Below are 26,036 nucleotides of genomic sequence, written 5' to 3' on the forward strand. Positions count from 1 at the left end.
TATCTTTTTGAGGGGCATTGATATGAAGTTACAAATAGTTTTGATATAAAGAAATCATTAATTAATTGTTTATTGTAAAGTTTTTGATTTCTTTTTAAAACAAAAAAGTCCTCCCGATTTTACATCAGAAGGACTTTAACGTATTTATATCTTAAACAACTATGCAGTTGTATCTTGATTCATATTCTGAATGTAAACAGCATGTTTAATTTCAGTACGGCGAGCAACGGATTTTTTCTCGTATGCTTGGCGACTACGCAGTTCTCTCAATACACCAGTTTTTTCAAACTTTTTCTTGAAACGTTTAAGGGCTTTATCTAATGATTCGCCGTCTTTAATGTTGATAATGATCATAACGCTGAAATACCTCCTCTCGTGGTTTTTAAAATTTCCCGTGCTATCGGGGCTGCAAATGTAAGCAAAATATTGAAAATGAGAAAGCTTTTATAAAAAGAAAAAATTATCTAAATCATTAGTTAAACTAAACTGTTGTTTACCTACATTTATATATACATTATATGATATGACAACAGGCAAAAAAGTAGGCTCAATTATCGCGGTTATAGTCGTTATTTTACTCGTAGCAATCTGCTATTATCGGTATTTCTTTGTTTTTGGCGAAGGCGTTAAAGCCGGCGAATTAAATTATGTAGTAAAGAAAGGCTATATCTTTAAAACTTACGAGGGTAAATTGATTCAAAGTGGGATTCGATCCAAACAAGCCGGCACTCTACAAAACAATGAATTCGAATTTTCTATTGCAAATAAAGAAATTGCCGATAAAATGATGGCCAATAGTGGCAAGTTTTACGAACTCCACTATAAAGAATATAAAAATACCCTGCCTTGGCGCGGATTTAGCGTTTATGTAGTAGATAGCATTTTAACTACTAAAGATATACCGCAATAAGTCGAAAGTCCAAAGACTAAAGCTTAAAGCGCTTTGCAAGTAGTTCAGAATATATCTATTCGCTTTGGTCTTTCGGCTTTAGTCTTTAATCCTTTTTCTTCGGTACCTTCGCTCCTGCTTTCCTGGCTTCCGATAATCCGATAGCAACTGCCTGCTTTTTAGAAGTCACTTTTTTACCTGATCCGCTTTTAAGCTTACCCTCTTTCATTTCGTGCATGGTTTTTTCTACTTTCTCACCAGCTTTTTCTGAATACTTTGCCATATTTTTCAGTCCATTAGTTCAATGGTCAATAGTTCATTGGTAATTGCCCATTGATTATTAGTCTTTAGTAAAAACAACGGCAATTGAAAGTTGGTTTTAAAATTTTAAAACAAAAAAAATCCGGAGGTGGTTAAACCGTCCGGACGCTCATAATATATTTGGTTTGTTGTTTTTCGTTAACTAAGTTTCCAGCCTTAGTCTTTTAGCTTTAAGCTAACACCTCTCTTGCGATTACAATTTTCTGTATTTCAGACGTTCCTTCGCCTATTGTACATAATTTACTATCGCGATAAAATTTTTCTACCGGAAAATCTTTGGTATAACCATAACCACCAAATATCTGAACAGCTTCTGTTGCTACCCTTACCGAAACCTCTGAGGCAAAGTATTTTGCCATGGCCGATTCTTTTGTCATAGGCAAATGCCTGTTCTTTAAATCTGCGGCCTGGCGGATCAATAATTCGGCTGCTTCAATTTCGGTAGCCATATCAGCCAGTTTAAAACTAATGGCCTGAAAGCTGGAGATTGGCTGACCAAACTGCTGGCGTTGTTTTGAATATGCTACCGCAGCATCAAAAGCACCTTTTGCAATACCTAAAGCCAATGCCGCAATAGAAATCCTTCCACCATCTAAAACTTTCATCGCCTGTTTAAAACCTTCGCCAACATTACCCAATAAATTAGCCTTTGACACACGGCAGTTGTCAAAAATCATTTCTGTGGTTTCTGATGCACGCATGCCTAATTTATTTTCTTTTTTGCCTGCTGTAAAACCTGGTGTACCTCGCTCTACTACAATAGCCGAAATCCCTTTCGAACTCCCCTGCTCCCCGGTTCTTACCATAACAACCGCAATATCGCCGCTTTTGCCATGGGTAATCCAGTTTTTTGCACCGTTTATGATATAGTCGTCGCCATCTTCAACAGCGGTGGTCATCATTCTCAGTGCGTCCGAACCTGTATTTGCTTCGGTTAAACCCCAGGCGCCGATCCATTCGGCTGTAGCCAATTTTGGTAGCCACCTCTGCTTCTGTTCTGCATTGGCAAAGGCCAAAATATGCCCGGTACATAAAGAGTTGTGTGCAGCCAATGATAAGCCGATTGAACCACAAACCCGGGCCACTTCTACAATTACATCAACATATTCCTGATAGCCCAATCCAGAGCCTCCATATTCTTCGGGAACCAAAACGCCCATTAAACCTAATTCGCCGAGCTGTTTAAACAATTCGACAGGAAAATGCTGTGCCTCATCCCATTCCATTATGTGTGGACGAATGTTTTTCTCTGCAAAATCGCGGACCATGGCCTTTACACTCTGCTGAGTTTCTGTTTCTGAAAAATCGAAGCTTACGCTCATTAAATTTATATTTTATAGTTAGTTGAGGCAATTATAAACAATTATTTGATAGTTAGTTACCATTAAATATTTGTGCAATTACAGAATGAAATGGTATTCGGTTCAATTAGTTTATCGGTTAATTTTAAACCTTGAAATTAACGGAGAAAGTTTTTTTCTATTTTTCTTACAACTATAGCCGAATAAACTAATTATGTGGCGTTTTTGATGAATATAGGTAAAATTGAAGGAATGGTAATAGATGTATACATTCAGTTTTTCGCAAAACATTTGTTGAAAATGGATTCTTTTTAAACCTTGCGAGCAATTAATTCCTATAACTAAGCTGGAATAGGAAATACATAATTTTTAACTTGGTTATTTTTTTGGAAATCAGGTACAGAAGCATTTGGCGTTATTCAGTCCTGCTCTCCACTTTACTCCGTTGCACTACGTGTTCGTTCCGATCAGGTTTAGGTGGCACGGCCAGCACTATGATTTGGGGGTTGCTTTTCAAATAACATTTAAAACAACCTTTAAATTCAAGGTGCTAAAAAGAAATATAAGGCATAATCTTATCGATAACCTCTTGGTTTAAAATGATGATCTTTTTTAAATCGGATGGATTAGCATAATTGCCATGCTGCTTGCGGTATTGAATAATGGCATTAATCTGCTTGTAAGAAAGGTATGGATTGCGCTTTAAATCGTTAAATGTTGCTGTATTTATATTTATTGTTTTTAATGGGGCATTACTGATTTCAATCTGGTCTTTAATTTCGGCATACTTATTAGAATCTAAACCATAAACTTCGAGAAGCTGCTCTTTCTTGTAAAAACCACCTAAACGTTCACGGTATTTAATAATTCTAAGCGCAAAAGTGCCGCCAATACCTTTTATCTCATCCAATTGTGCAGAATCGGCCTTATTAATATCGACAATTACTAAAGTTTTTTTAGCGTATTCCTTTTTATCGAAAGGTGCATATTTTCTTGAGGTATTAATGGGCTGATCGGGTATGTTAACATAGGGCGATATCTTTTTATACATTTCAGGCGAAATGGTATACATTTTCTGAAGATCTTCGGCTTTGTAAAACTTACCGCCCTTAGCGGTATAATTCATAACCGATTGTGCCTGTTTTGCTGATAAACCTAAAGTTTGCCAACCCTGTGCATCTAAAGTGTTGGGATTGAATTTGAAAAGTTTAACCGTTTTTTCGGGATTCGAATTTTCAATCCGATCACGAATGGTATTGGCATATGCCTGATCTGTTATGGTTATCTTCTGAATTTGTGCTAAAAGATTTGAACCATCATTTGAAACGGGCCGATAATAGCCATATATAACAGGTGTTGCCTTAATTACAATAATAATGAAGACTAGAAATAGCAATCCATTAAATTCACTTTTACTAACACCAAAATTTTTATTGAGCCAAATTCTCATTGATGCGATATGACATGTGTATTATAAATATAAATCTTATTTTTGGAATTGCAAAACAGAACAGGTTTTGCCTATCAACAATCTAAGAATTTTATATGAAGATCATAACTACGTCTGAGTTTGCAAAAGCAACAAAGATAGATAAGCTAGGTGTACCGGGTTTAGCAGGTTTGATGATGGAGATCATGAAACTGAATGACATCAACGACGTATTCGCTCAAAATCAACACTTTAAAGGCTTAGAATTTGTAGACAAGATATTAGAAACCATTGGCGTATCTATAGAATTTGATGATGATGATTTAAATAGTATTCCGAAAACAGGACCATTTATTGCCATTGCAAACCATCCTTATGGTGGTGTAGAAGGTTTAGCTTTGGTTAAACTTTTATGTACGGTTAGGCCAGATGCCAAGGTGATGGTGAACTTCATTTTGAAAAAAATACCAAACCTTGATGAATTTTTTGTTGCTGTTAACCCTTTCGAAAACGTTCAACATACATCGAGCATCAGTGGATTAAAAACTACTTTTGATCTGCTTAGAAACGGGGTTCCGATCGGGATTTTCCCTGCAGGAGAGGTTTCTACCTTTAAGTTGGATGCCCAACAGGTAACGGACAGGATGTGGCATCCTGTTGTTGGAAAGCTGATTGCTAAAGCAAAAGTACCCGTTGTACCTATTTATTTTCACGGTAATAACGGTGTTTTCTTTAATATTTTAAGCTTCATCCACCCTACCCTGCGTACTGCAAAGTTACCTTCGGAGTTTTTAAATAAACATGGGCGCACCATTAAGGTACGGATTGGCAAACCAATAGCCGTATCTGAAATTTCACACATGAACAGCAGCAATAAACTGATGGACTTTTTAAGGGCCCGTACATATGCACTTGGTATTGGCTTAGATACAGAGAAAAAACTCTTTAATCCACTAAACTTATTCAAAATTAAAAAGAAACCTGTTGAGGTAATTGAAGAAACTTCGAGGCTTTTAATTAAAAATGAGGTGGTACTTTTAGAAGATTTTAAAGTTTGGACGGAGAAAAATTACGAAGTATACATTGTTCCGACTTTAAAAATTCCCAATATTTTAAGAGAAATTGGCCGTTTGCGCGAAATTACTTTCCGAGAGGTTGGTGAAGGAACCAACAAAAAAATCGATCTTGACAATTACGACATCTACTATAACCACTTATTTATTTGGGATAAGGATTTAGAAAACATTGTAGGTGCTTACCGGATTGGTAAAGGTGATGAGATTTTAGAAAGCATGGGCCGCCGTGGTTTCTACCTATCAGAACTGTTTAAAATGAAAGATCAGTTCTACCCAATGTTGAGACAGGGAATCGAACTGGGCAGATCGTGGATCAGAAAAGAATACCAGGGCAAACCACTTCCATTATTTTTGCTTTGGAAAGGAATTTTAAAATACCTGATTGATAACCCACAGTACCGCTACATGTTTGGGCCCGTAAGTATCAGCAACAATTTCTCTAAATTTAGTAAGGCCTTAATTGTAGATTACATTACCAAAAACCATTTCGATTATGAGATGGCAAAGTATGTGAAGCCAAGAAACAAGTTTAAAGCCGATCTTTTACCAATTTCTACAGATACCTTGGTTGATAGCAGCGAGTCTTTTAAAGATCTGGATAGCATTATCGGCGATATAGAAAACTCGCATATTAAGATTCCGGTATTGTTGAGGCAGTATATGAACCTGAATGCGAAGATTATCTCATTCAATATCGACCCTAAATTTTCTGATTGTTTAGACGGCTTCTTAGTGGTTGATACACATAATATTCCACCAGAAATGCTCGAAAAGCTAGGCAAGAATCTATAAATGAATTCCATAAAAAAACCCAGACATCCATCTGGGTTTTTTATTATCAACTAACCTAAACTTTATAAATACTAACCAAATATTTATGCCACAAAAGTAGGTTTGCCCTGTTAAATTGGTGTTAATGAAATATTATTTATAGAATTTTCTTCCTTACAATTTCTTAATTGATTAATACGCTGTTGTTCATATTATTCCATTATCTTTAGGTACTCTGTATGAGCTATGATAAACATTCTTCTTCGTAAGAACCGAATGTTTCCCGCCCTTATATTTAGCTCAAATAAAAAATCATTTATCAAGTTGGTTCCCTAATGGAATCAATTTTGAACTATAATTATGACAGTCATTTCTAAAGAGAATTTTTCAAAGGCAACCGGCATTTGTAACATTCCAATCCCCGGCCTTGCTTCCTTTTTAATGAGGTTCTTGAAGATTAACGACTTCAATGGAATTATTAGAGATGCGAATACCTTAGAAGGAGAAAAATTTGCCAATCATATTCTGGATGTCCTGGGCGTTACGATTCAGATCAATGATGAAGATTTAGCCAACATTCCAAAAGAAGGCGCATTTATTGCGATTGCAAACCACCCCTATGGTGCTATAGAATCATTGGCATTATTAAGTACACTTGCCGATCGCCGACCCGATACGATGTTTATGGGAAATTTTCTGTTAAAGAAAATCCCAAATCTTGAGAAATGTATTATCGCGGTAAATCCGTTCGAAAAAGTTCAGGATTCATCAAGTATTAGCGGATTAAAAACCACTTTAAAAGTTTTAAAAGATGGCAGTCCTGTTGCCATTTTTCCAGCAGGCGAAGTTTCTTCTTATAAATTCAGAAAAAATCAGATTACCGACCGTGAATGGCATCCCGTGGTTGGAAAAATCATCTCTAAAGCCAATGTACCCATCCTACCAGTGTATTTTCATGGCAATAATGGCATCTTTTTTAGCTTGCTGAAATTTATACACCCTTCGTTACAAACAGCAAAGCTGATTTCAGAGTTATTTAATAAAAATGGTCACCAGTTAAAAATCAGTATAGGCAAACCCATCCATTTGGAAGAAATAGCCTGTAAAAATTGTAATACCTCACTCTTAAAATATTTAAGAAAGGGACTCTATGCCCTAAAAAAATAACCCGACCCGGATTCATGAAAATACAATGTTAATTTCCCGTTAAGCACCAACCTTATTGTTGACATAAAGAAATTGTTGCTTTTGTGTTAATAATAAGTAAATTTAATGTAACCAAATATGGAGCGGTTTGAAAAGAGGGAGTTATACATATATTTTGAAGACCATTTTGTTCGTTTGCCTCGTGATGAATACCGTCATCTCGAAGGGACAGAATTATTCTTTTGATTTTTATGATGGAACTTTCAACTTTAGTGTAGATTCTTCAGTCGTTTTTCCAATACCAAAAACAGCAACTACATCAGCTGTTTCAAACTTTTACAGCCGCATCTCTTCTGGCCAGTACGCAGCTCTTATTTCGTCTTTAGAAAAATACCAGAAAAAATATAATTTAAACGACTGGATTTATTACCAGCTGATCCGAAAAACAGCCGAACAGATTAGTCCGAAGGCAGATAATTATTTCGCCTACACTTTATACAAATGGTTTTTACTGAGTAAATGTGGTTACGATGCACGGCTAGCTGTTGGCAATGATCAGGTTATCTTTTATGTAAGAAATGAAGAGGATATCAGCGATATTCCGTTTTTCATGATTGACGACAAAAAGTTTATGTGCCTTAATTACCACGATTATGGCAAACTGTTTAAACAGGCCGATGCTTATAAGCCTGTTAAAATTTTAATTCCAGAGGCTAAAAATCCTTTCTCTTATAAGGTTACCCGAATGCCCGATTTTAAACCAGAAAGTTATCAGGAAAAAGATATCGAATTTAGCTACCGTCAAAAAATCCATCATTTTAAGCTAAAAGTTAATGAAGATATACAAACCATTTTCAAAAACTATCCGGTAGTCGATTTTGAGAGTTATTTTAATATTCCTTTAAGCCGGGAAACGTATAGCTCTCTTATCCCGACTCTGAAAGAAAACCTAAAAGGCATGGATCAGAAAAAAGGTGTCGATTACCTGATGAGATTTACCCGTTATGGTTTTTTATATGAAGATGACGGTGAAAATTTTGGCAAGGAAAAACGTTTCTCGCCTGAACAAACCTTATTAAGTACCTACAGCGATTGCGATGACCGGGCCGCCCTATTTTTCTATTTGGTAAAGGAAATATATAACCTGCCGATGATCGCCTTACTATATCCTAAACATTTAACTATTGCTGTTCAGTTTGACAAACCAGTTGGCGAAGCGATTACTTATAAAGGCAAAAAGTATTCGTACTGCGAGCCTACACCCCAGGCTCAGAATCTAAAAATCGGACAACTTTCTTCAAATTTCAAGAACAGTAAATACGAAGTGGTGTATGCATATGAGCCTAAGAAATAAGCCCTTCGTATTAAATTAATGTTAAAAAATCGTTATTTTATCAATAACAGGTTGATTCATTAGCTATTTAAGGTAATTTAGATTTCTCATATTGAGTTAAATTTAAAACCTTGTCCATGTCTGCTATTATCTATACCGTTTTAAAGGAATTTTTTGTTGAGGTGAACGGTCACGCTATAAAGGCTAGAATTATGTCGCCGATTAACGATGGCAAAGTTTTCGTTTTCAAAATCAGTTCATTTTACAAAAGCAAAACTGATTCTGATGCTTATGAACCGGCATCAACATTTACTTCTTACGCAAATGCTGAACGGCATTTACTTCAATACCTGGAAGGTTTCCAGAGTACCCTAGATCTGGGCGGAGAAATTGCACCAGGACATACTTTCTAAATGTTTTCTTTATCATCTTTCTCAGGCGGAAGTTCAGACTGGATTACCTCTTCTTCAAATTCCTTTTTGTCTTTTTGGTTCCTTTTGACCAGGTAGGCAATTAAAATGATGACCAGAACCGCAACACCGATTAATACTGGATAATTCATATTCGTTCGATTAAATTTCAACCTATGTGATTTAACCTAAGTTATAAGAAATATTTTATATGTTAAGCAGCTAGCTACGTGTTAACATAATCATAATATTAATTTAACTTTCTGATTCTCTATCTTTGGGAAAACCCATAAGTTTTAGATGAAAAAGAACAAATCCAAGTCGAAAAGTCATTCGACAAGCAAAAAACTACGCAAAGAATTAGAGTCGAAATTAGCCCTTGCATTTAACGAACTTGTTATCCAGTATGGCAAAGCCAAAAAAGCCGATAAAGTAATCGAAAAATTTGCAAAGCAATTAACTAAAAAAGTCACTTTCAATATTCAAGATGATTCTATAACGCCATATATCAAAGAAGAGCAAGTTACTCCTGCAACTCCAAAGGCAAAAGCTGCTAAACCTGCTGTAGAAAAGAAAGCAGTAAAAAAAGAGCCAGTTATCGAGTAAATTGAAGTTTAGTTAATCGAATACGGTCATAAAAAGCTTTTCTATAGCGGATACCAGTTTAAAAAAAAGCAGGGCAATTTTCTAATGGAAATTACCCTGCTTTTTTTTATAGATCTACATTTTTGATCAGCTGGTACTTAATTAAAAGTAACCATTTGCCGTGCCCACTCTCCCACTCATTCTAAACCAACCAACCAACCAACCAACCTGCATTCTAAAGGACCAGAGGTGCCACATGACCATTCTTATTGTGGAGAGTTACCAAAACTGCTTACCATCCTGTAACAATATTCCGTAAAATCAAAATTATATAAACAATTAACAGGAATGTTCTTTCTGATTGTAAACTTGTTTATATAGGATAGGAAAAATGTTGTTTACCTTCCTCCACCCCCTTGTTTACCTTTCTCTACCTATTCTTTACCCTTTGTTTACCACTTGTTTACCCTTTCTGTACACCAAGTTAACCCTAGGGTTACCCCACGGTTACCTTTTCTTTACCCTGGCGTTACCTAATTTATTACCTAAAAGGTAAAGGATTCGCGAATATTAGCTATGGCAAAAGTTACCTTGGGGATGACTTGGTATAATGAGTGGGTAATCAATTTTAAACTAATTCTATTGTTGGCTTAACCGTCTTTATAATCGTGATAGGCTGAGAACCATTAGCAGGAGTAATCAATATTGTATAACGAATGCGTATACCATCAAGATTGGTAACATTATAGTAAGCTGTTCCGATACTATAATCCTGACGATGCTGAACCTTAAATAAAATATTCTTTGCTGTCCCAACATTCGAGCTACTACCATAAGCATAAAGCTCTTCTCCAATGATTTCTTTCCCGTAACTTTCTGGCATTGGGTAATCTGGACCAGTCCTATCCACAAATGACCCTATTGTTGTTTTTTCAGAAGGACGACCATAATTTGCATATTTTTGTTTGTAAGGAACAAGTACGTCAATTCTGGTAACTTTAACTGTTGTTCCATCATTGGTAACCTCTGGATTGGTTATTGGCCTAAACTCATTAAGGAGGCCATGATGATAAGCTACGCTATAATCATCTATGTACTTTATTTCCGTACCAGGAAACTCGTTAATTGGCACCTTTTGATTCGCTACAAACAAAATTGGAGCTACTGAAAAATCAAAAGCACCTAAAATTTTGTTATAACTAGGAATATATCCTACGGAATTAGCATTAGCTGATCCTGGCATGGCCAAAGTAGTGCTTAGAATACCGGTATTGTTAGTTATAGACCCCGTTAAATTAGTTTCTACTTGTAATTTTAAATCAACAACCTGAGGGCTGGTTGCTGTGCCTCCCAATATGGCACTAAAAAAACCTTTAACCGCACCACTTAAGCCTCCTTTAATGCCATCTTCTATAGACTTCGTTACATCTGTCCCAAAGACTTTTGATTTAGGCAGATTTAGTGCTTTTACCCCTTGGAAACCAGCCACATGAATTGCTGTATTGCCTAAATTTCCCAATAAACTCCCAAGATTAAAGCCACCAGATCCTGCAGTACCGACAGTACCTGTTAAAGTTCCATTTGATGTTCCATTTAACATAACTTGCGACAAATTAGTTGAAGATACATTCCAAACAAAGTTGAGATTCTCATGATTGGCATTTGCAATATAGCGATCATAAGCTAACTCATACTGACAAGCATACCATGCACCTGTCGAGAGTATTTGATAATTTTGAATTTTTGTTACAGATTTTATTACATTTTCAGGATCAATAATCTCTTTAGAAAAATTCATTATTGAAGACGGATATCCGCCAGATATACCTAATCCATCACTAAAGTATGAAGATGCGTATGGGCTTCCAGGAGGTAAATACAGATAAAAACGTATTATTCCTCTATATTTATTGTAAAGTGCAAAAAAATTGGGAGATGTTAATTGCGTAGGGCTAAACGTATTATAGATTAGATTCCAACCATCAGCCTTTTTATAATCAAAAGCAATTTCGTTAGGGAATAATTGATTACTTCCAGATGCCCAAGGCACCAAGATAGGAGGAGAACCCGCCGGTGTAGGCATGTAATCAGCAGTTTCCCAATCAAAAACATGAGTTGGAATAGCTGCCATTTTATTTGGTATTTTTAAAGTAGTAGGCTCTAATGGAGAGTTATTTTCTTTCTTACAGCATACTAATACTGCTGGCAAGATTATTGCAACTATTGCAATCTTGAGCGCCTTAATTTTAATTTTTTTCATTAATTAAAAATATATGATAAATATTAAACATATATTAACTAATCATTAAGTTGTATGTTAAATAATTCTTTTTTTGATAATTTTAAATACATCAATGTAATACATATAAATTGCAATATAAAAAAAGGCCTGTGTCATGTGACACAGGCCTTTTTTTATATTTTAACTATATCCTAGTAAACTTTAGCACCTGGGTTAAAGTTTGTCCAGCCAGTTGTCCAGTTATCAGTTGCACTGAAAGCACCTCTGTAAGTCACAGCCGTGAAGAATGAAGATCCATCTGGGCTTACCCATGTTCCAGCTAAAGCAGCAGAACCAGCATTAGGAATTAAGTCTGGAGCAGTAGCGGTTAATGGGGCTTTTAAACCTGCATCTGTAACAGCTGCTAGAGTTACGTTACCCTCTGTTTCTGCCTTTGTTTTGATTGCAGCGGATGTAATTACGCCTTGTGCACTTGCATCAAAAGATTGATATGGATTAGCTACCGCATGCACTAAATTATTTTTAAATGTAGCAGCTCCAGAAACATAATCAGTAGCAGTTTGTGAAGACTCAATCGAGAAACCAGCAGCTTTATATCCTAATAAAATTGAGTTGTTTAATGCAAACTGAGCAGCTCTTCTGAAACGTGCAGCAAAGTTATTTGTAGAGGCGGCGTTATCGCTACCATTGGTACCAACAAACGTGAAGTTAGATAATACCGGTTTGGTTCTTGGGGTTGATGGACCAGTTGTTGGAATAGTTGCCTCATTATCACATTCGATGCCATTACTTTGATCGGCAGCATCAAAATAATTAGCCAATTTATAACTTACAGCAAACTGGATTTTTCCAGAGTAACCGAAATCAAAGTCGAAATCATCATCAGATGTACCATAAGCTATTAAATACTTTCCGTTAACAGTTCCACCAAAGAATTCAAAAGCATCATCTTTTGCGTATGATACCTGAATATGATCTAGGGTTGTTCCGTTTCCTACCGCATATAAACTAAGTGCATTTACCTCACTGTTAGCGCTAAAGGCAATACCAGCATATTCAATACGTACATATTTTATTGTACCCGAGTTATCGTTTACTACTGTACCTAAACCAAAAGTACCCGATACACCACCCTCAACATTAGATACTGAAGTTCTGTTAGTAGGCGCATTACCGATAATTGTAATACCTGCCCAGTCACCTGGATTTCTATCACCTGCTGCTCTACCAGAAGTAAATACAATAGGTTTATCTACTGTACCTACCGCTTCAATTCTGGCTCCTTTATCTATCACTAAAGCTCCTTTTGAAGTCACATCACTTTTAATAACGGTTCCAGCTTCAACAGTAAGAACCGCACCGCTTTGCACATGGGTCTCACCTTTCAGTATCCACACTCTATCTGAAGTAAGTGTTTTATTTGCAGTTACGTTACTAGGTATTGTTTCTGGCGCAGCCGGCTCCTCTACTATCGGGTCGCCATCGTTTTTCTTACAAGCGGACATTGTTACAGCTAAAATTGATAACGATGCCAATAATACTTTAAAATTTTTCATGTTCAAATTTTGTTTAAGCAAATTAACCTGGATACTTTTAACACAAAGCAAAGCACAGATTAAGTTATTGTTAATTAATTATTTATTTTTAAAATCTATGTTATAACTAAAGCCTAGTGTGAAATTTGTACCACTCTTATAACTGTAGTAGACAGCATCATCAGCTCTATTGTATGTTTTGTTATTTGGCCCGAAGTTTAAATATGATATATTTGATTGATTGAGAATATCAGAAACATTCAATTTAATTTCACCTTTATTTTTTAACACTTTTTTAGAGATCTGAAAATCAAATACATCACGACCTTTTTCATAAATATTAGGAACGGATTCATTACCTACTTTTCCTATTCTATCTCCTATTCTATTATATAGTGTGCTTATTGATAAACCGGTTTCCAGTGAGTTGTACTGTAAACCTGCATTGATCAAAAATGGAGACAGACCTTGTAGTTGTCTGGTTTGGAAACCCGGGATACTCGATTGTACTTCTGATTTTAAATAGGTAAAGTTTGCAAAAGCGATAAAGTTTTCTAACCAACTGGCGCCTGACAAGAAATTCAGCTTCTTGCGAACATCTAACTCAAACCCATATGTATAAGCTTTATCTGCATTTTGATAACTAAATTTTAAATTATCAGCTGTGGAGGAACCATCTGTGACTTGTTCAATCGGATTCTGGAAATTTTTATAAAAAACGGAGAAAGTAAATGCCTCACCTGGAGAAGGATAATATTCATACCGAATATCTGCATTGGTATTTTGACTTCTTACTAGATCAGGGTTTCCACCAATTTGAACACCTTCTTCCTGATTGACGAATACGAAAGGCGCCAATTCTCTTAATTCTGGTCTGGTTATAGTTCTTGACCCAGAAAGCCTGAAATTAGACTTTTCATTTAAACTATATGCCAAATTTAATGAGGGAAGTACATCAAAAAAGTCTTTCTCATAAGATCTTTTTTGTCCTGTACTATTCAGGGCATCAATGGTTTGTTTATAACCTTCAACTCTTGCTCCTAAAATTAAACGCACTTTTTCAGCAAGTGCTTGATCTAACATCAAGTAACCTGCATTTAAATCTGTTTTCCCTGTATAACTATCTTGATTGTTAGTGATCTCATCCAGCACAAATCCATCTCTGGAGATATTATTTGTACTGAATATGCTTTCTTTTGGAAGAATTAATTTATTTGCATCGAATTCACTAGAGCTAGCTGGAGTATACAGGAAAATTCTAGCATTAAAATCTCTATCCCTTACTTGTTTTAACCCGCCAAATTTGAATGTGCCTTTTTTGCTGAAAAGATTAACAGGCATGCTTAATGATGCACTACCACCATAATTATTTTCGTTTAAGTCAGAGAAAAATCTTTTGGTATTATCATCAATTAAACTAAATGGTGAGTTCGAATTTTGAATACTACCATACATAATTGTCCGTAAATCTGGCTGTTCTCTTTTAATTAAAGCATAGTTTAAATTCCATTCTAGCTTAATGTTTTTCTCACCCAACTGATGCTCGCCCTCTAATTGAGAACTTAATAGTGATTTTTGATTTACCTCTGAAGAGGTATATCTGATATCAGTATTTTGATTTATAAACCCTTTTCTGTTTATGTAACTATCTTCGAATGATTGATTAAATAAGTTTTTTAATGAAATTTTATTCCTTCTAATTTTATATGAAAAGTTAGCAAGTCCACCCAAAGCTACATTGTATCTATAATTTAAATCTTGATATTTATTTATAAAGTTGATACCATCAAAAGCTTCACGTTCTGCAATTCTTTGGTTTTGCTCTCTCCTATAGTTTAGTGAAATTATACTTCCAAAGGTGCCTTCATTTTTAAATTTGGCAACATTCCCCCATGTAAACTGGTAGTTCTGCATAGGTAAAGCGGTATATTTTCTTTCAGCATAAAGATTAGGAAACAATTTCGAATTGGCTATCCTAAGGTTTGTCGACCCTCCATTATACACACCTCTGGTACTAGGAAAATTTGTCGGCAAACTCCTGGTTCCATCATCAAACCCTAAAAAGTCAGTACTGTTCCTTTCGTTCGAATAAAAATCTTTAAAAGTCGATTGGGTATTATATCCTGTTGAAACAGCAAAGTTGATGAATTTACTGTCAGGTATGTCTTTCGTGACCACTTGCGTAACACCGCCAGCAAAATCTCCTGGTAAATCGGGGGTTGCGGTTTTGTTAATCACGATCTTATCAATCATATTAGAAGGTATGATATCAAAAGAGAATGCTCGTTTATCAGGCTCCGTACTGGGTAACAAAGAATTATTGATTAACGCAACATTATAACGATCAGATAAACCTCTAATAACTAGAAACTTTCCGTCTTGAATACTAGCGCCACTTACCCTTTTTAAAACTTCAGAAGTATTTTTATCGGGAGATTTTCTAATTTGATCAGCAGTTATACCACTTGAGATACGAGTGCTATTTTTTTGTGAAGCATACAAAGAATTCACAGATTCTTGTTTAACTGAGGCTGTGATTGTTACATCACCTAAATTAGCCCCACCAGCTTCTTCTAAAATTAAGTTTACAATAGTTGACTGATTACCTGAAACCTGAATGTCACTTACATTCTTAGATATGTAACCTACATAAGATAAATTCAAGGTATATTTTCCTGCAGTTAATCCACCAATAGCGTACCTTCCTTCTATATCGGTAGAAACACCTTTGGTGGTCCCAGCTATTTTAACCGTTACTCCAATTAAGGTTTCGCCGGTTTTTTTATCGGTAACTGTTCCAGAAATTTTTCCTGTTTGTGCATACGCAAGTATGCTGATCGTTAAAGCGAACACCGTGAGTGCCGCTCTTTTAAAAGAGTTTAGTAAGTCCAATTTGCCTTTATTTGATAAGGGCAAAAGTATTACCACAGTGTTAACTGCAGGTTAGGTATTAATTAATATTACTTTACCTTAAGGTTAACTAAACGTTAAGTACTTTTAGAATCAGTAACGAATACCCACTTTCTTGCAAATGAAGTGCAATAACCAGATCGGACCTATTAACAAGAACTTAACATCATCCAGAAATGAGGGTTTCTTTCCCTCAATTTTATGCCCAATAAACTGACCGATCCAGGCGGCTACAAATATTGCTGCGTAAATGGCATAGGCCCTTCCACTCCCTAAGCCTACCGCTTGCTCAATTTTAACGATGATGTAACTCATTAAACCCACTACCCAGATCATCAAAAAAAACAATACTGGTGAAAGTGTGAAGTAGTAATACAAGCTAAAGGCCAATAGAAAAGACGCCCAGTTAAAGAAACCGTTATAGCTACCTAAAAAACCGATATGCGGAAAAGGAATCTGCCAGATCAACCCCAGTAAGCTGAATACAATTAACGGAACACAGATCCAGTGCACCAGTTTGTTTGTTGGATTTTGGTGACTTTCGGCATACTTATCAAAAAGCACATCTACTGGCCGCTTTGGTTCGATTGTTATGGTTTGCTTGCTCATTATGTAAAAATAAAAAAAAGCGATGGAATATCCATCGCTTAATATTTTGTTTAATTTATTGCCCAGATTTGTGCCTTCACAAAACTTTTCCTCCTATCGTTTCGTGAGGACACGAACCGAGGCTAGCGTAATCGTCATGCTGAATTCAGTTCAGCACCTTTTCTGTTATTAAGATCCTGAAACAAGTTCAGGATGACGATTTAATCTATTTAGCAAATGCTACAGAACGGGTTTCTCTGATTACAGTAACCTTTATCTGCCCTGGATAAGTCATTTCGGTTTGAATACGGGTTGAAATATCTGCAGCTAAAAGTTCTGCCTGTGCATCGGTAATACGTTCACTTTCTACAATCACACGTAATTCTCTACCAGCCTGAATTGCAAACGTTTTTTCTACGCCAGGATAAGATAGAGCCAGTTCTTCTAAATCTTTAAGGCGTTTGATATAACTTTCTACCACCTCACGACGTGCACCCGGACGCGCACCAGAGATTGCATCACAAGCCTGTACGATTGGAGAGATCATTGAAGTCATCTCAATTTCATCGTGGTGAGCACCAATAGCATTACAGATTTCAGGGTGCTCTTTATATTTCTCGGCCAATTGCATACCTAAAATTGCGTGTGGCAATTCAGGGTTATCATCAGGCACTTTACCTATATCGTGTAATAAACCTGCACGTTTAGCCATTTTAGCATTTAAGCCTAATTCGGCAGCCATCGTCGCACAGAAATTAGCTACCTCACGAGAGTGATGTAACAAGTTTTGTCCGTAAGATGAACGGTAACGCATGCGGCCAACCATACGGATTAACTCAGGGTGTAAACCATGGATACCTAAATCGATTACTGTACGCTCACCAATCTCTACAATTTCGTCTTCGATCTGTTTTTTGGTTTTCGCTACAATTTCCTCAATACGAGCCGGGTGGATACGGCCATCTGTTACCAAACGGTGTAAAGCCAAACGGGCAATTTCTCTTCTTACCGGATCGAAACCTGATAAAATAATTGCTTCTGGTGTATCATCAACAATAATCTCAATACCGGTAGCAGCTTCTAAAGCACGGATGTTTCTACCCTCTCTACCAATAACACGACCTTTAATCTCATCGCTTTCGATATGAAAAATAGAAACCGAATTTTCAATTGCAGCTTCGGTAGCAGTACGCTGAATGGTTTGGATGACTACTTTTTTAGCTTCTTTGCTCGCCGTTAACTTTGCCTCATCAACAATATCCTTCACCTGCATCATTGCCTGTGTACGGGCTTCTTGTTTCAAATTTTCTACCAATTGCTCTTTAGCTTCTTCGGCAGATAGACCAGCAATGGTTTCCAATTGTTTTAGGTGTTGGTTTTTAAGCACTTCAACTTCTTCTTGCTTTTTAATCGCAATTTCGGTTTGCTTTTCTAAAACACTTTTTTGCTTATCGAGTTCTTGTTCTTTTTTATTGAAATTTTCCATACGCTGGTTTACCGATTGCTCTTTCTGCTTCATGGTATTTTCGCGTTGGTTAATGTTATTGTTTTTGGCATTTACTTCTTGCTCATGCTCCGCTTTCATTTGCAAAAACTTTTCTTTTGCTTCTAAAAGTTTATTCTTTTTTAAGATCTCTGCATTGTTTTCTGCATCTTTTAAAATCTTTTTCACTTTGTTCTGTGCGGCAACTTCCTGCTGTTTAAGCAAGTTACGCAGTAGGAATCTTCCTACTACCACTCCGATAGCAATACCCGCTATTACGGCAAATACGTATCCTAATATTTCAACTATTTCCATTTTGTTTTTTAAGTAAAAAAAAACCGCAACTAATTTTTAAAGTCTCATACATTTTAAACCTCAACTAAGCATAATTAGGGTTTAAGCCATTTTCAGGTGCCATAGCAGATGAAATACGCCCTCTTAACCCTATAGATATTGAAGTGTTAAGTTTTATAAAATTTGAAACTCAAAAACTAGCCGCGGCTATGTTTTTATGCTAATATTAGCGTCGTCATCCTAAATTTATTTCAGGATCTTATTAAATAGGCGCTGAAACAAGTTCAGCGTGACGAATCGCCGAAAGAACGAACCTTATTTTGAAAAGAAATTACTGAGTAAAACATCCAATTCTTCAACTTTATCGGCAACAGCAGTATCCTGATTTTGTACTTTATTTTCTGTTCTTAATACGGCTGTTGCATAGTGTAACACTGCCATAGAAAGAAGATCCTGCTTATCTCTAACCGCATAATTATCCTGATAATCTTTTATGCGCTCATTGATCATTTTTGCTGCCCGTCTCACAATTTCTTCCTCTTCCATATTCACCTTTAGTGGATAAATACGGTCGGAAATGGTTATTTTAATCGAGATTTCTCCCATTTGTTTAGCTTAGTTTCTGATTTCTCTGCATCATTATTTTTTTAATAACGCAATACTTTTATCAATCTCCCGCACAAAATCGTTAATTTTTTGTTTAATGTCAAGCGATTTTTCGCTTGTTCCCTCTATACTTTTAGCCAATTTTGTAACCCTTAATTTTTCATCAAGTTCTACATTTTTGCTTTTCGCAGTATCGAGTGCTACTTTTAACGATTGATTTTCAAGCTTTAATAAATCATTTTCTTCCTGTAGCGCATTACATAGCTCTAATACCTGAGCCGTTTTTTGTAATACCTTATCTAATTGATCTGCAACAGAAGTCATGAATTTATTTCTAAAAATACGAATTTATATTTTATTTCCTAATTTCTGCACCAGCTTGTGCCGTTAAATTCGCGATTAATTTCTGCATGGTGTTTTCAATCTGCTTATCGGTTAAGGTTTGTTCCTCATCCTGCAAAATGAAGTTCAAGGCATATGATTTTTTGCCTTCAGGTAATTTATCACCTACATACACATCGAACACACCAACCTCTTTGATCAGCTTTTTATCAGTTTTGAAAGCAATGCCTTTTAAAGTATTGAAAGTTACCGCCTGATCGATCAATAAAGATAAATCTCTACGCACTTGCGGGTACTTAGAAACCTCTTTGTTAACGATTTTATTTTTCCTTACAATATCCAACAAGGCCGCCCAATCAAAATCAGCATAAAAAACCTCCGCACTTACATCGGCTACTTTACGGTCGGCTTTTGAAACGGCGCCAAAACTCACCAGGGTCTTATCTCCACGGAAGTATTTAATCCCGTAAGCAAAATTTTCGTCGTTTAGGGTATCGGTTTGATAGCTTGCAATGCCCAAACGGCTTATAATGGCATCAACTGCCGATTTTAAGTTATAAAAGGTAGCCGATTTAGCATTGTGGTTCCATTGCTCGCTCTGTTTGGCACCCGAGATCAACAATAATAACCTTGAGCGCTCTACATACTGCTCATTAATTAAATGATAGGTTTTACCGAATTCATAAAACTTAACATCAGCATTTTTACGGTTCTGGTTGTAAGCTACACTTTCTAATGCAGGCATCAATAAATGTTGGCGCATTACATTTAAATCGCTGCTTAATGGATTTAAAATAAATACAGCTTCGTCTAGATTTTTCGAATAAGCCGACTTAGTTAACGAGTTGCACATAATTTCTGCATAACCGTTTGAGGTAAGCATATCTGCAATTACGTTGTGTGTATTTTCTTTTTCAGGCTTAATGCTGTAAGAAAGCGATGCATTTACCTTTGAAGGGATTTCGATATTGTTATAACCGTAAATACGCAATACCTCTTCTGTAATATCACATTCGCGGGTTACATCAACTTTAAACGATGGCACTCTTAAAGCCAAAGTATCTTCAGAGGTATTGGTTGCCGCAATACCCAAAGCGGTAATAATGTGTTTAATTTCGGCTGATGGAATGTTTGAACCAATTAATTTATTGATATTGGTATAACTTACTTCAAACTCGAACGGCTTGATATGACTTAGATAAATATCAGAAACTGATGAGGAGATTTCCCCGCCAGCAAGTTCTTTAATTAATAATGCTGCATATTTTAAAGCTGTAACCGTAATCTCCGGATCGGTACCACGCTCGTAACGGAAAGAGGCATCGGTTTTTAAGCCATGTCTTTTTGAAGTTTTACGTACAGAAACCGAATTAAAATAAGCACTTTCCAAGAAAATATTTTTGGTGTTGGCATCAACTCCCGAAGATTTTCCACCGAAAACACCGGCAATACACATTGGTGTTTCGGTATTGCAGATCATTAAATCATCTGCACTGAGTTTACGTTCAACATCATCAAGGGTTACAAAAGGCGTTCCTTCAGCTACTTTTTTCACGATTACTTTTCCGCCGGTAATTTTGTCGGCATCGAAAGCATGTAAAGGCTGTCCTAAACCATGAAGCACATAATTGGTAATATCAACCACATTATTGATGGGACGTAATCCAATTACCTTTAATTTATCTTTTAACCACTCTGGCGATTCTTTTACGGTAACGCCAGAAAGGGTTAGGCTGCTATAACGCGGACAAGCGGCTAAATCTTCTACTTCTACCGGAATTACCAGATTTTCATTATCTGTTTTAAAAGCTAAAAGATCAGGCATTTCATATTCGCTTCTGAAGTAAGCAGCCAAATCTCTTGCCACACCTAAATGCGAAGCCGCATCAGCACGGTTTGGTGTTAATCCGATTTCGAAAACAAAATCATCATCCATTTTGAAATGATCTTTTGCACGGATTCCAATTTCGATATCATCGGCAAGGATCATAATCCCATCATGCGATTTACCTAAACCGATTTCATCTTCGGCACAGATCATTCCCTGAGAAAGTTCTCCCCTGATTTTTGATTCTTTGATTTTAAAAGGCTCACCCTCTAAAGGATATACGGTTGTGCCTACAGTAGCTACCACCACTTTTTGGCCGGCGCCTACATTTGGGGCACCGCAAACAATCTGAAGGTTTTCTTTACCACCCACGTTTACCGTAGTAATGCGTAAACGATCGGCATTGGGATGCTGAACACAGGTTAATACTTCGCCGATAACCAAGCCCTCTAAACCGCCCACAACAGGCTGCACTTTTTCTACACCTTCTACTTCTAAGCCAACATTGGTAAGAATTAACGAAAGCTCTTGAGGTGTTTTATCGATCTGTACGAATTGTTTTAACCAGTTATATGATATTTTCATTTTGGAGTATCAGGTAGTGAGTATCAGGTATCAAGACAAATCTCGACTGATACTCTATTTCTATAAAACGCAAAGATATTATTTAAAGGTCAAAGGAGAAAGTTAAACCCGCAATCTTGACACAATAAAAATGACTAATGGCTAATATTTAAATTAGATAGAATTACTGCGCATGCTCCTGCTCCTATTACCAACATTATAACAGATGCAATAACCAGTTTAAGGCCGGGTTTAACGGGTTGGTTATTTGCAGCTTTTACAATGATCTGAATGATACCAATTACAAACAACAATGCGACAACTACCCAATATACAATAAAAAGTCCCATAGCCGATATTTAACTGTTAAAGAGCAACACCGCACAGGCACCAAAACCTATCACCATCATAATTACCGAAATGATAAGCAATTTTAACCCAGATTTTACAGGCTCGTTCCTTGATGATTTGATAATAATCTGAATAATCCCCACAACAAAGAGTACAACTGCAGTAAGACAATAAACAATAAATAATCCGAATAAACCTTCCATGTTAGTTCATATTTAATTTTTCCCTGATCAGATCTATTTTGTTGTCGCGGTAAAAAATATTCATGGTTTCGAAGGGTACCATTTTATATTTATCACTCACAATATGTACACAGGATTTTTTAACAGCGCGTACATCAAAATCCAGCGGGTCCATAAAATTCATAATGATAATCCGAAATAAATTATCATAACTTAAACTATCCGATTTTACCCTTGGCAGGCAACACATCAATTCGCCAAAGGTATCTTCGGCACAATCTACCGAAACACCCGTACTAAACAAATTCAGCATGTGTTCTTTCAATTTTTCATCGTGTTCGAAAACGATGGTGTTTTTTGAATTGTTGAGTAAATCTTCCGGATTGATCAGATGTGTCATCGGGATCACCTCATCGCCGATTTTTAATGCATAGGCCATACACAGGGCATCGGGGTTGCATGGCACAGGGATTAAATCCTGAGGGGTAAAAACAGGGTATTGCTCATAAATTTTTCTGCGCACCTCAGTTAGGGTGATTCTTCCCTGTTGATCGTTATAATCATCATTTCTTCCGGCAACCTGAGTAGGCTGGAAAGTAACACCGCGAACACATTTCTGTTTAAGCGCATAATCTAAAATATCGCCAATTTCATGATCGTTAAGGCCATTTTGCAAAGTAACCACCAAAGTAGTAGATACATTAAACTGGTTGAGGTGATCGATGGCTTTTCTTCTTACTTCAGTAAGGTCTTCTCCCCTTAGCTTGGTTAATACTTCGGCGCTGAAACTATCAAACTGCAGGTAAATTTCAAAGTCGGGCATATAGCTGGCTAATTTTTCTACAAAGCCAATATCTTTTGCAATCCTGATACCATTCGTATTCACCATTAAATGTTTAATGGGTTTTGTTTTGGCAAGGTCTAAAATCTTAAAAAAATCGGGATGTACGGTTGGTTCTCCACCTGAAAGCTGAACCACATCGGGTTCACCTTCGTTTGCCACAACAACATCCATCATCCGTTCTATTTCTTCCAGCGTACGGTGCCTGCCATAATTTGGCGACGACATGGCATAACATGTTGGACAGGCCAGGTTGCAACGATCGGTAACCTCTATTACGGTTAAACACGAATGTTGTTCATGATCGGTACACAAACCGCAATCGTAAGGGCAACCGTAGTGCACTTTAGTATTAAACTTAAGCGGCATTTCCGATTGTTTATTGTAATTCCTGATCTGTTTGTAATATTCTACATCATCGGCAATCATTACTTTGCTATCGCCATGCGTTCTGCAATTTTTCAGCATAAATACCTTAGCATCCTGAAAAACAATTTTCGCATCACAAAGCTGTAAACATTCGGGACAAAGACTTTTGGTATAATCGTAGTATATATAATCTCTGGTATTGGCCATAATGTTTACTGTTTATGTAAAATCTGTTTCGAAATTCTGATGATGAATCTATAATAATAAATAAAAATAAACAATGCAGACCAATGAATGCTGCTTAAATTTAAAAATAATGAATGGTAAGGTTTTATAAATTCTACCCAAAAACGGAACAGGAAATATAACATCATAAACAATTTAAAACGGTCTCCATTAATCAATGTCTTATTTTTCAAGCCATTGAACAAAAAAATCAAAAGTACGAGGTAAACCATTTCGTAGAGCATGATGGGATGCCGCAATATGCCATCGCCCAAATCCATACCTGTAAAAAAATGGGTAGGGATGCCGTAGGTTGGCTCGTCGATGCCCATGGAAAAGCAACCGATACGGCCAATAATAAGGGCAACCAAAATCGGGATAACGTAGACATCTCCAGAGGCGATATTCACACCTATTATCTTTTTCATCAATTCAACACCGAACAAACCGCCAAGCAAACCGCCAACAATGGTTTTACTTTGATAAAGAACTGAAAAACTAAGGTGGCGAAGTACTTCGGGCGTTTCGAGCACAGCAATTACACGCGAGCCAATTAATGCTCCAAGCATAGCGCCCAGCATAATCCACAGTCTGTTTTCGTCAGATATCGGGTCTTTAATTCCTTTTTTATAGAAATAATACAACCTCACACCAATTATAAATGCCAGTGTTTCGAAAATATAGTGATAATGGTATAGGTTACCAAAAAATTCGAATTGAAAGGGAAACAGCGATTTTAACAGCATTTATTAAAACCAAAGTCTGCAAAAAACAGGTAAATGGTCAGAATAATACCTTTTATCCTTACTATCAGTTAATACAGCGAATTTCTGCACCTTAAATCCTTTGTTTACAAAAATGTAGTCGATCCTGTTTTTCAGGTCACTGTTAAAATCAAAAGCATTAAAAGTCCCTGTGGGGCCATATGGAGGCTCTACAGAAACATCTTTCGCGTCGATAAGAAATGATTTGATTGTAGCGATTGCTTCTGTTTCTGGTATTACGTTTAAGTCGCCGGTAAAAACAACCGGTAGCGTTGGTGCAATCTGCTGTATTTTACGTTTAAGCAATTTAGCAGATTCGATCCTCGCCCGAACACCGATATGATCGTAATGTGTGTTAAAAACGATAAACTCTTTTTTATTCTGCTTATCGTACAATTTAACCCAGCTGCATATCCGGTTAAGTGCAGCATCCCAACCTTTTGATGGAACATCTGGTGTTTCTGACAACCAGAAAGTTCCGCCATCCTTTTTAGTGAACCTGTTTTTATCAAAATAAACGGCAGAAAATTCTCCCTTTCTTTTACCATCTTCACGGCCAACACCCACTACATCGAAATTGGAATTCTCCAAAAGCGCATCAAACTGTTCAGGTAAGGCTTCCTGTACACAAAGAATATCAGCATCATGAAATTTCACCAGGGCTTTAACATTATCTTTCCGGTTAGGCCAGGCATTAACACCATCAGATGCTACATTTAAACGGATATTGTAAGTAATAATATTAATTGGGACTGCCGTTTTTTGCGCAAATGCCATAACGGTTAACAAAAGAAAAACAGGGATGATTTTTAAAGTATTCATAAATATAATTACACAATTTAATTAATGCTGGCTAACCAGTAATATTTAATTTTAAGCCGCTATTATACTAATTTAACGTTAATTGTATTTTAACAACCAAATATCTTTTAAATTAAATCTTCATCCCGATAACTATAGTAACGGTTATTGGCAAAAATCAGGTGATCGACCACATACAGACTAAGCAAATTTCCTGAAGCAACCATATTCCTGGTTAATTTATCATCGCTCTCACTTGGCTTTAAACTTCCTGAAGGATGGTTATGTGCCAATACAATATTTGCGGCATTGTTTTCTAAAGCTGTTTTAAAAATAATTTTCGGATCGGCTACCGTACCTGCCTGTCCCCCTTTACTGATCAAAAATTTACCTATTACCCGGTTAGACCTGTTTAGGAGTAATATCCAGAACTCTTCGTGATTGAGATTAGCGAAAGTTTGATGTAAATATTTATAAACATCGTTAGAAGTAGTAACATGGGTAATGGCCTCCTCAGCAGTTTCCTTCCGCCGCAAACCAAGCTCCAGAGCGGCAATTATAGTTAATGCTTTGGCTTCTCCAATACCTCTAAACCTGGAAAGTTCCAGAATAGAAGCTTTCCCCAGTTTTGTTAAATTGTTATCGTAAAACGATAAAATCCTTTTACTTAAATCTACAGCGGTTTCATTTTTACTTCCTGAGCCAATTAAAATAGCAATCAGTTCGGCATCTGTTAAATGTCTTCGGCCATGTAATAAAAGTTTTTCACGCGGGCGATCTTCTTCGGCCCATAACTTTATACCTAGTTTCTGTTCGTAGTTTTCCATTTTTTTTAGACAAAAAAAGGCAT

25 protein-coding genes are annotated in these 26,036 nt (G+C 36.5%); 6 read left to right on the forward strand and 19 right to left on the reverse strand.

From position 1 onward, the window contains the following. Positions 1–159 precede the first annotated feature (159 nt). On the reverse strand, positions 160–354 hold the full coding sequence (rpsU, locus tag LQ227_RS03435) for a 30S ribosomal protein S21 (RefSeq protein ID WP_086549247.1): 195 nt from the start codon (positions 352–354) through the stop codon (positions 160–162). 169 nt (positions 355–523) lie between these two features. Between rpsU and LQ227_RS03440 the strand changes: the two genes are divergently transcribed. After that, complete coding sequence (locus LQ227_RS03440) at positions 524–910, forward strand: hypothetical protein (protein ID WP_230148236.1); 387 nt, start codon at positions 524–526, stop codon at positions 908–910. Between the two features lie 85 nt (positions 911–995). Here LQ227_RS03440 and LQ227_RS03445 read toward each other — a convergent pair whose 3' ends face one another. From LQ227_RS03445 to LQ227_RS03455, 3 genes are all read right to left on the reverse strand, one after another. Beyond that, positions 996–1,172, reverse strand: coding sequence for a DUF6496 domain-containing protein (locus LQ227_RS03445; protein ID WP_175270383.1), 177 nt, complete (start codon positions 1,170–1,172; stop codon positions 996–998). 208 nt (positions 1,173–1,380) lie between these two features. Next, positions 1,381–2,532 (reverse strand): acyl-CoA dehydrogenase family protein, encoded by a 1,152-nt coding sequence (locus LQ227_RS03450; RefSeq protein WP_230148237.1) that lies wholly within the window; start codon positions 2,530–2,532, stop codon positions 1,381–1,383. Positions 2,533–3,061: 529 nt separating this feature from the next. Next, positions 3,062–3,961, reverse strand: coding sequence for a ComEA family DNA-binding protein (locus tag LQ227_RS03455; RefSeq protein WP_230148238.1), 900 nt, complete (start codon positions 3,959–3,961; stop codon positions 3,062–3,064). Positions 3,962–4,056: 95 nt separating this feature from the next. Here LQ227_RS03455 and LQ227_RS03460 point away from each other — a divergent pair, with 95 nt between their 5' ends. The 4 genes from LQ227_RS03460 (at position 4,057) to LQ227_RS03475 (ending at position 8,679) form a co-directional block, all read left to right on the forward strand. Continuing rightward, on the forward strand, positions 4,057–5,808 hold the full coding sequence (locus LQ227_RS03460) for a lysophospholipid acyltransferase family protein (RefSeq protein ID WP_029277253.1): 1,752 nt from the start codon (positions 4,057–4,059) through the stop codon (positions 5,806–5,808). Between the two features lie 339 nt (positions 5,809–6,147). Continuing rightward, on the forward strand, positions 6,148–6,954 hold the full coding sequence (locus tag LQ227_RS03465) for a lysophospholipid acyltransferase family protein (RefSeq protein ID WP_230143483.1): 807 nt from the start codon (positions 6,148–6,150) through the stop codon (positions 6,952–6,954). Positions 6,955–7,108: 154 nt separating this feature from the next. Then, positions 7,109–8,287 carry a hypothetical protein gene (locus tag LQ227_RS03470; protein WP_371823030.1) on the forward strand — a complete coding sequence of 393 codons (1,179 nt, stop codon included), beginning with the start codon at positions 7,109–7,111 and terminating at the stop codon, positions 8,285–8,287. A gap of 116 nt (positions 8,288–8,403) precedes the next feature. Next, complete coding sequence (locus LQ227_RS03475) at positions 8,404–8,679, forward strand: hypothetical protein (RefSeq protein ID WP_230143479.1); 276 nt, start codon at positions 8,404–8,406, stop codon at positions 8,677–8,679. Here LQ227_RS03475 and LQ227_RS03480 read toward each other — a convergent pair. Further along, a complete protein-coding gene (locus LQ227_RS03480) occupies positions 8,676–8,828 on the reverse strand; it encodes a hypothetical protein (RefSeq protein WP_230143477.1) in 153 nt (50 codons plus the stop codon). The two genes, LQ227_RS03475 and LQ227_RS03480, sit on opposite strands and share 4 nt — an antisense overlap. Positions 8,829–8,976: 148 nt before the next feature. On the opposite strand from LQ227_RS03480, the gene LQ227_RS03485 reads away from it, so the two are divergent. Further along, positions 8,977–9,282: a hypothetical protein gene (locus LQ227_RS03485; protein ID WP_230143475.1), complete on the forward strand. Its 306-nt coding sequence runs from the start codon at positions 8,977–8,979 to the stop codon at positions 9,280–9,282. 607 nt (positions 9,283–9,889) lie between these two features. Here the strand turns inward: LQ227_RS03485 and LQ227_RS03490 are convergent. The 14 genes from LQ227_RS03490 to radC all read right to left on the reverse strand — a co-directional run bounded on the left by LQ227_RS03490 (position 9,890) and on the right by radC (position 26,013). Next, positions 9,890–11,521, reverse strand: coding sequence for a hypothetical protein (locus LQ227_RS03490; protein ID WP_230143473.1), 1,632 nt, complete (start codon positions 11,519–11,521; stop codon positions 9,890–9,892). Positions 11,522–11,694: 173 nt separating this feature from the next. Then, positions 11,695–13,059, reverse strand: a complete 1,365-nt coding sequence (locus LQ227_RS03495) for a hypothetical protein (protein WP_230145373.1) — start codon at positions 13,057–13,059, stop codon at positions 11,695–11,697. A 78-nt stretch (positions 13,060–13,137) separates the two neighbouring features. Then, positions 13,138–15,930 carry a TonB-dependent receptor gene (locus LQ227_RS03500; protein ID WP_230148239.1) on the reverse strand — a complete coding sequence of 931 codons (2,793 nt, stop codon included), beginning with the start codon at positions 15,928–15,930 and terminating at the stop codon, positions 13,138–13,140. Positions 15,931–16,041: 111 nt separating this feature from the next. Then, positions 16,042–16,557: a DUF962 domain-containing protein gene (locus LQ227_RS03505; protein WP_230148240.1), complete on the reverse strand. Its 516-nt coding sequence runs from the start codon at positions 16,555–16,557 to the stop codon at positions 16,042–16,044. A gap of 205 nt (positions 16,558–16,762) precedes the next feature. Then, the gene (gene rny / locus LQ227_RS03510) at positions 16,763–18,334 is read right to left on the reverse strand and encodes a ribonuclease Y (RefSeq protein ID WP_029277270.1); all 1,572 of its coding nucleotides are present in this window, start codon (positions 18,332–18,334) and stop codon (positions 16,763–16,765) included. Positions 18,335–18,628: 294 nt separating this feature from the next. Beyond that, positions 18,629–18,919 (reverse strand): cell division protein ZapA, encoded by a 291-nt coding sequence (locus LQ227_RS03515; protein WP_029277272.1) that lies wholly within the window; start codon positions 18,917–18,919, stop codon positions 18,629–18,631. 33 nt (positions 18,920–18,952) lie between these two features. Further along, entirely contained in the window at positions 18,953–19,243 is a 291-nt protein-coding gene (locus tag LQ227_RS03520) for a hypothetical protein (RefSeq protein ID WP_230145376.1), read from the reverse strand. Between the two features lie 31 nt (positions 19,244–19,274). Further along, positions 19,275–21,674: a phenylalanine--tRNA ligase subunit beta gene (gene pheT, locus LQ227_RS03525; protein WP_230148241.1), complete on the reverse strand. Its 2,400-nt coding sequence runs from the start codon at positions 21,672–21,674 to the stop codon at positions 19,275–19,277. 134 nt (positions 21,675–21,808) lie between these two features. Continuing rightward, positions 21,809–22,003, reverse strand: a complete 195-nt coding sequence (locus LQ227_RS03530; protein WP_230145378.1) for a hypothetical protein — start codon at positions 22,001–22,003, stop codon at positions 21,809–21,811. A gap of 9 nt (positions 22,004–22,012) precedes the next feature. Continuing rightward, entirely contained in the window at positions 22,013–22,207 is a 195-nt protein-coding gene (locus LQ227_RS03535; RefSeq protein ID WP_215129284.1) for a hypothetical protein, read from the reverse strand. A 1-nt stretch (position 22,208) separates the two neighbouring features. After that, positions 22,209–23,603, reverse strand: coding sequence for a radical SAM protein (locus tag LQ227_RS03540; protein ID WP_230145379.1), 1,395 nt, complete (start codon positions 23,601–23,603; stop codon positions 22,209–22,211). Positions 23,604–23,608: 5 nt separating this feature from the next. Further along, positions 23,609–24,367, reverse strand: a complete 759-nt coding sequence (locus LQ227_RS03545; RefSeq protein ID WP_230145380.1) for a prolipoprotein diacylglyceryl transferase — start codon at positions 24,365–24,367, stop codon at positions 23,609–23,611. 3 nt (positions 24,368–24,370) lie between these two features. Then, entirely contained in the window at positions 24,371–25,207 is an 837-nt protein-coding gene (locus LQ227_RS03550) for an endonuclease/exonuclease/phosphatase family protein (protein ID WP_230148242.1), read from the reverse strand. A 107-nt stretch (positions 25,208–25,314) separates the two neighbouring features. Then, positions 25,315–26,013 carry a DNA repair protein RadC gene (gene radC, locus LQ227_RS03555; RefSeq protein WP_029277287.1) on the reverse strand — a complete coding sequence of 233 codons (699 nt, stop codon included), beginning with the start codon at positions 26,011–26,013 and terminating at the stop codon, positions 25,315–25,317. Between the last annotated feature and the right edge of the window lie 23 nt (positions 26,014–26,036).

The sequence above is a fragment of the Pedobacter sp. Bi27 genome (assembly GCF_918698255.1).
Classification (GTDB): Bacteria; Bacteroidota; Bacteroidia; order Sphingobacteriales; family Sphingobacteriaceae; genus Pedobacter.

Coding starts and splice junctions, on each gene's coding strand:
- rpsU (WP_086549247.1), bottom strand. CDS start 354: ATGATCATTATCAACATTAAAGACGGCGAATCATTAGATAAAGCCCTT.
- LQ227_RS03440 (WP_230148236.1), top strand. CDS start 524: ATGACAACAGGCAAAAAAGTAGGCTCAATTATCGCGGTTATAGTCGTT.
- LQ227_RS03445 (WP_175270383.1), bottom strand. CDS start 1,172: ATGGCAAAGTATTCAGAAAAAGCTGGTGAGAAAGTAGAAAAAACCATG.
- LQ227_RS03450 (WP_230148237.1), bottom strand. CDS start 2,532: ATGAGCGTAAGCTTCGATTTTTCAGAAACAGAAACTCAGCAGAGTGTA.
- LQ227_RS03455 (WP_230148238.1), bottom strand. CDS start 3,961: ATGAGAATTTGGCTCAATAAAAATTTTGGTGTTAGTAAAAGTGAATTT.
- LQ227_RS03460 (WP_029277253.1), top strand. CDS start 4,057: ATGAAGATCATAACTACGTCTGAGTTTGCAAAAGCAACAAAGATAGAT.
- LQ227_RS03465 (WP_230143483.1), top strand. CDS start 6,148: ATGACAGTCATTTCTAAAGAGAATTTTTCAAAGGCAACCGGCATTTGT.
- LQ227_RS03475 (WP_230143479.1), top strand. CDS start 8,404: ATGTCTGCTATTATCTATACCGTTTTAAAGGAATTTTTTGTTGAGGTG.
- LQ227_RS03480 (WP_230143477.1), bottom strand. CDS start 8,828: ATGAATTATCCAGTATTAATCGGTGTTGCGGTTCTGGTCATCATTTTA.
- LQ227_RS03485 (WP_230143475.1), top strand. CDS start 8,977: ATGAAAAAGAACAAATCCAAGTCGAAAAGTCATTCGACAAGCAAAAAA.
- LQ227_RS03490 (WP_230143473.1), bottom strand. CDS start 11,521: ATGAAAAAAATTAAAATTAAGGCGCTCAAGATTGCAATAGTTGCAATA.
- LQ227_RS03495 (WP_230145373.1), bottom strand. CDS start 13,059: ATGAAAAATTTTAAAGTATTATTGGCATCGTTATCAATTTTAGCTGTA.
- LQ227_RS03505 (WP_230148240.1), bottom strand. CDS start 16,557: ATGAGCAAGCAAACCATAACAATCGAACCAAAGCGGCCAGTAGATGTG.
- rny (WP_029277270.1), bottom strand. CDS start 18,334: ATGGAAATAGTTGAAATATTAGGATACGTATTTGCCGTAATAGCGGGT.
- LQ227_RS03515 (WP_029277272.1), bottom strand. CDS start 18,919: ATGGGAGAAATCTCGATTAAAATAACCATTTCCGACCGTATTTATCCA.
- LQ227_RS03520 (WP_230145376.1), bottom strand. CDS start 19,243: ATGACTTCTGTTGCAGATCAATTAGATAAGGTATTACAAAAAACGGCT.
- pheT (WP_230148241.1), bottom strand. CDS start 21,674: ATGAAAATATCATATAACTGGTTAAAACAATTCGTACAGATCGATAAA.
- LQ227_RS03530 (WP_230145378.1), bottom strand. CDS start 22,003: ATGGGACTTTTTATTGTATATTGGGTAGTTGTCGCATTGTTGTTTGTA.
- LQ227_RS03535 (WP_215129284.1), bottom strand. CDS start 22,207: ATGGAAGGTTTATTCGGATTATTTATTGTTTATTGTCTTACTGCAGTT.
- LQ227_RS03540 (WP_230145379.1), bottom strand. CDS start 23,603: ATGGCCAATACCAGAGATTATATATACTACGATTATACCAAAAGTCTT.
- LQ227_RS03545 (WP_230145380.1), bottom strand. CDS start 24,367: ATGCTGTTAAAATCGCTGTTTCCCTTTCAATTCGAATTTTTTGGTAAC.
- LQ227_RS03550 (WP_230148242.1), bottom strand. CDS start 25,207: ATGAATACTTTAAAAATCATCCCTGTTTTTCTTTTGTTAACCGTTATG.
- radC (WP_029277287.1), bottom strand. CDS start 26,013: ATGGAAAACTACGAACAGAAACTAGGTATAAAGTTATGGGCCGAAGAA.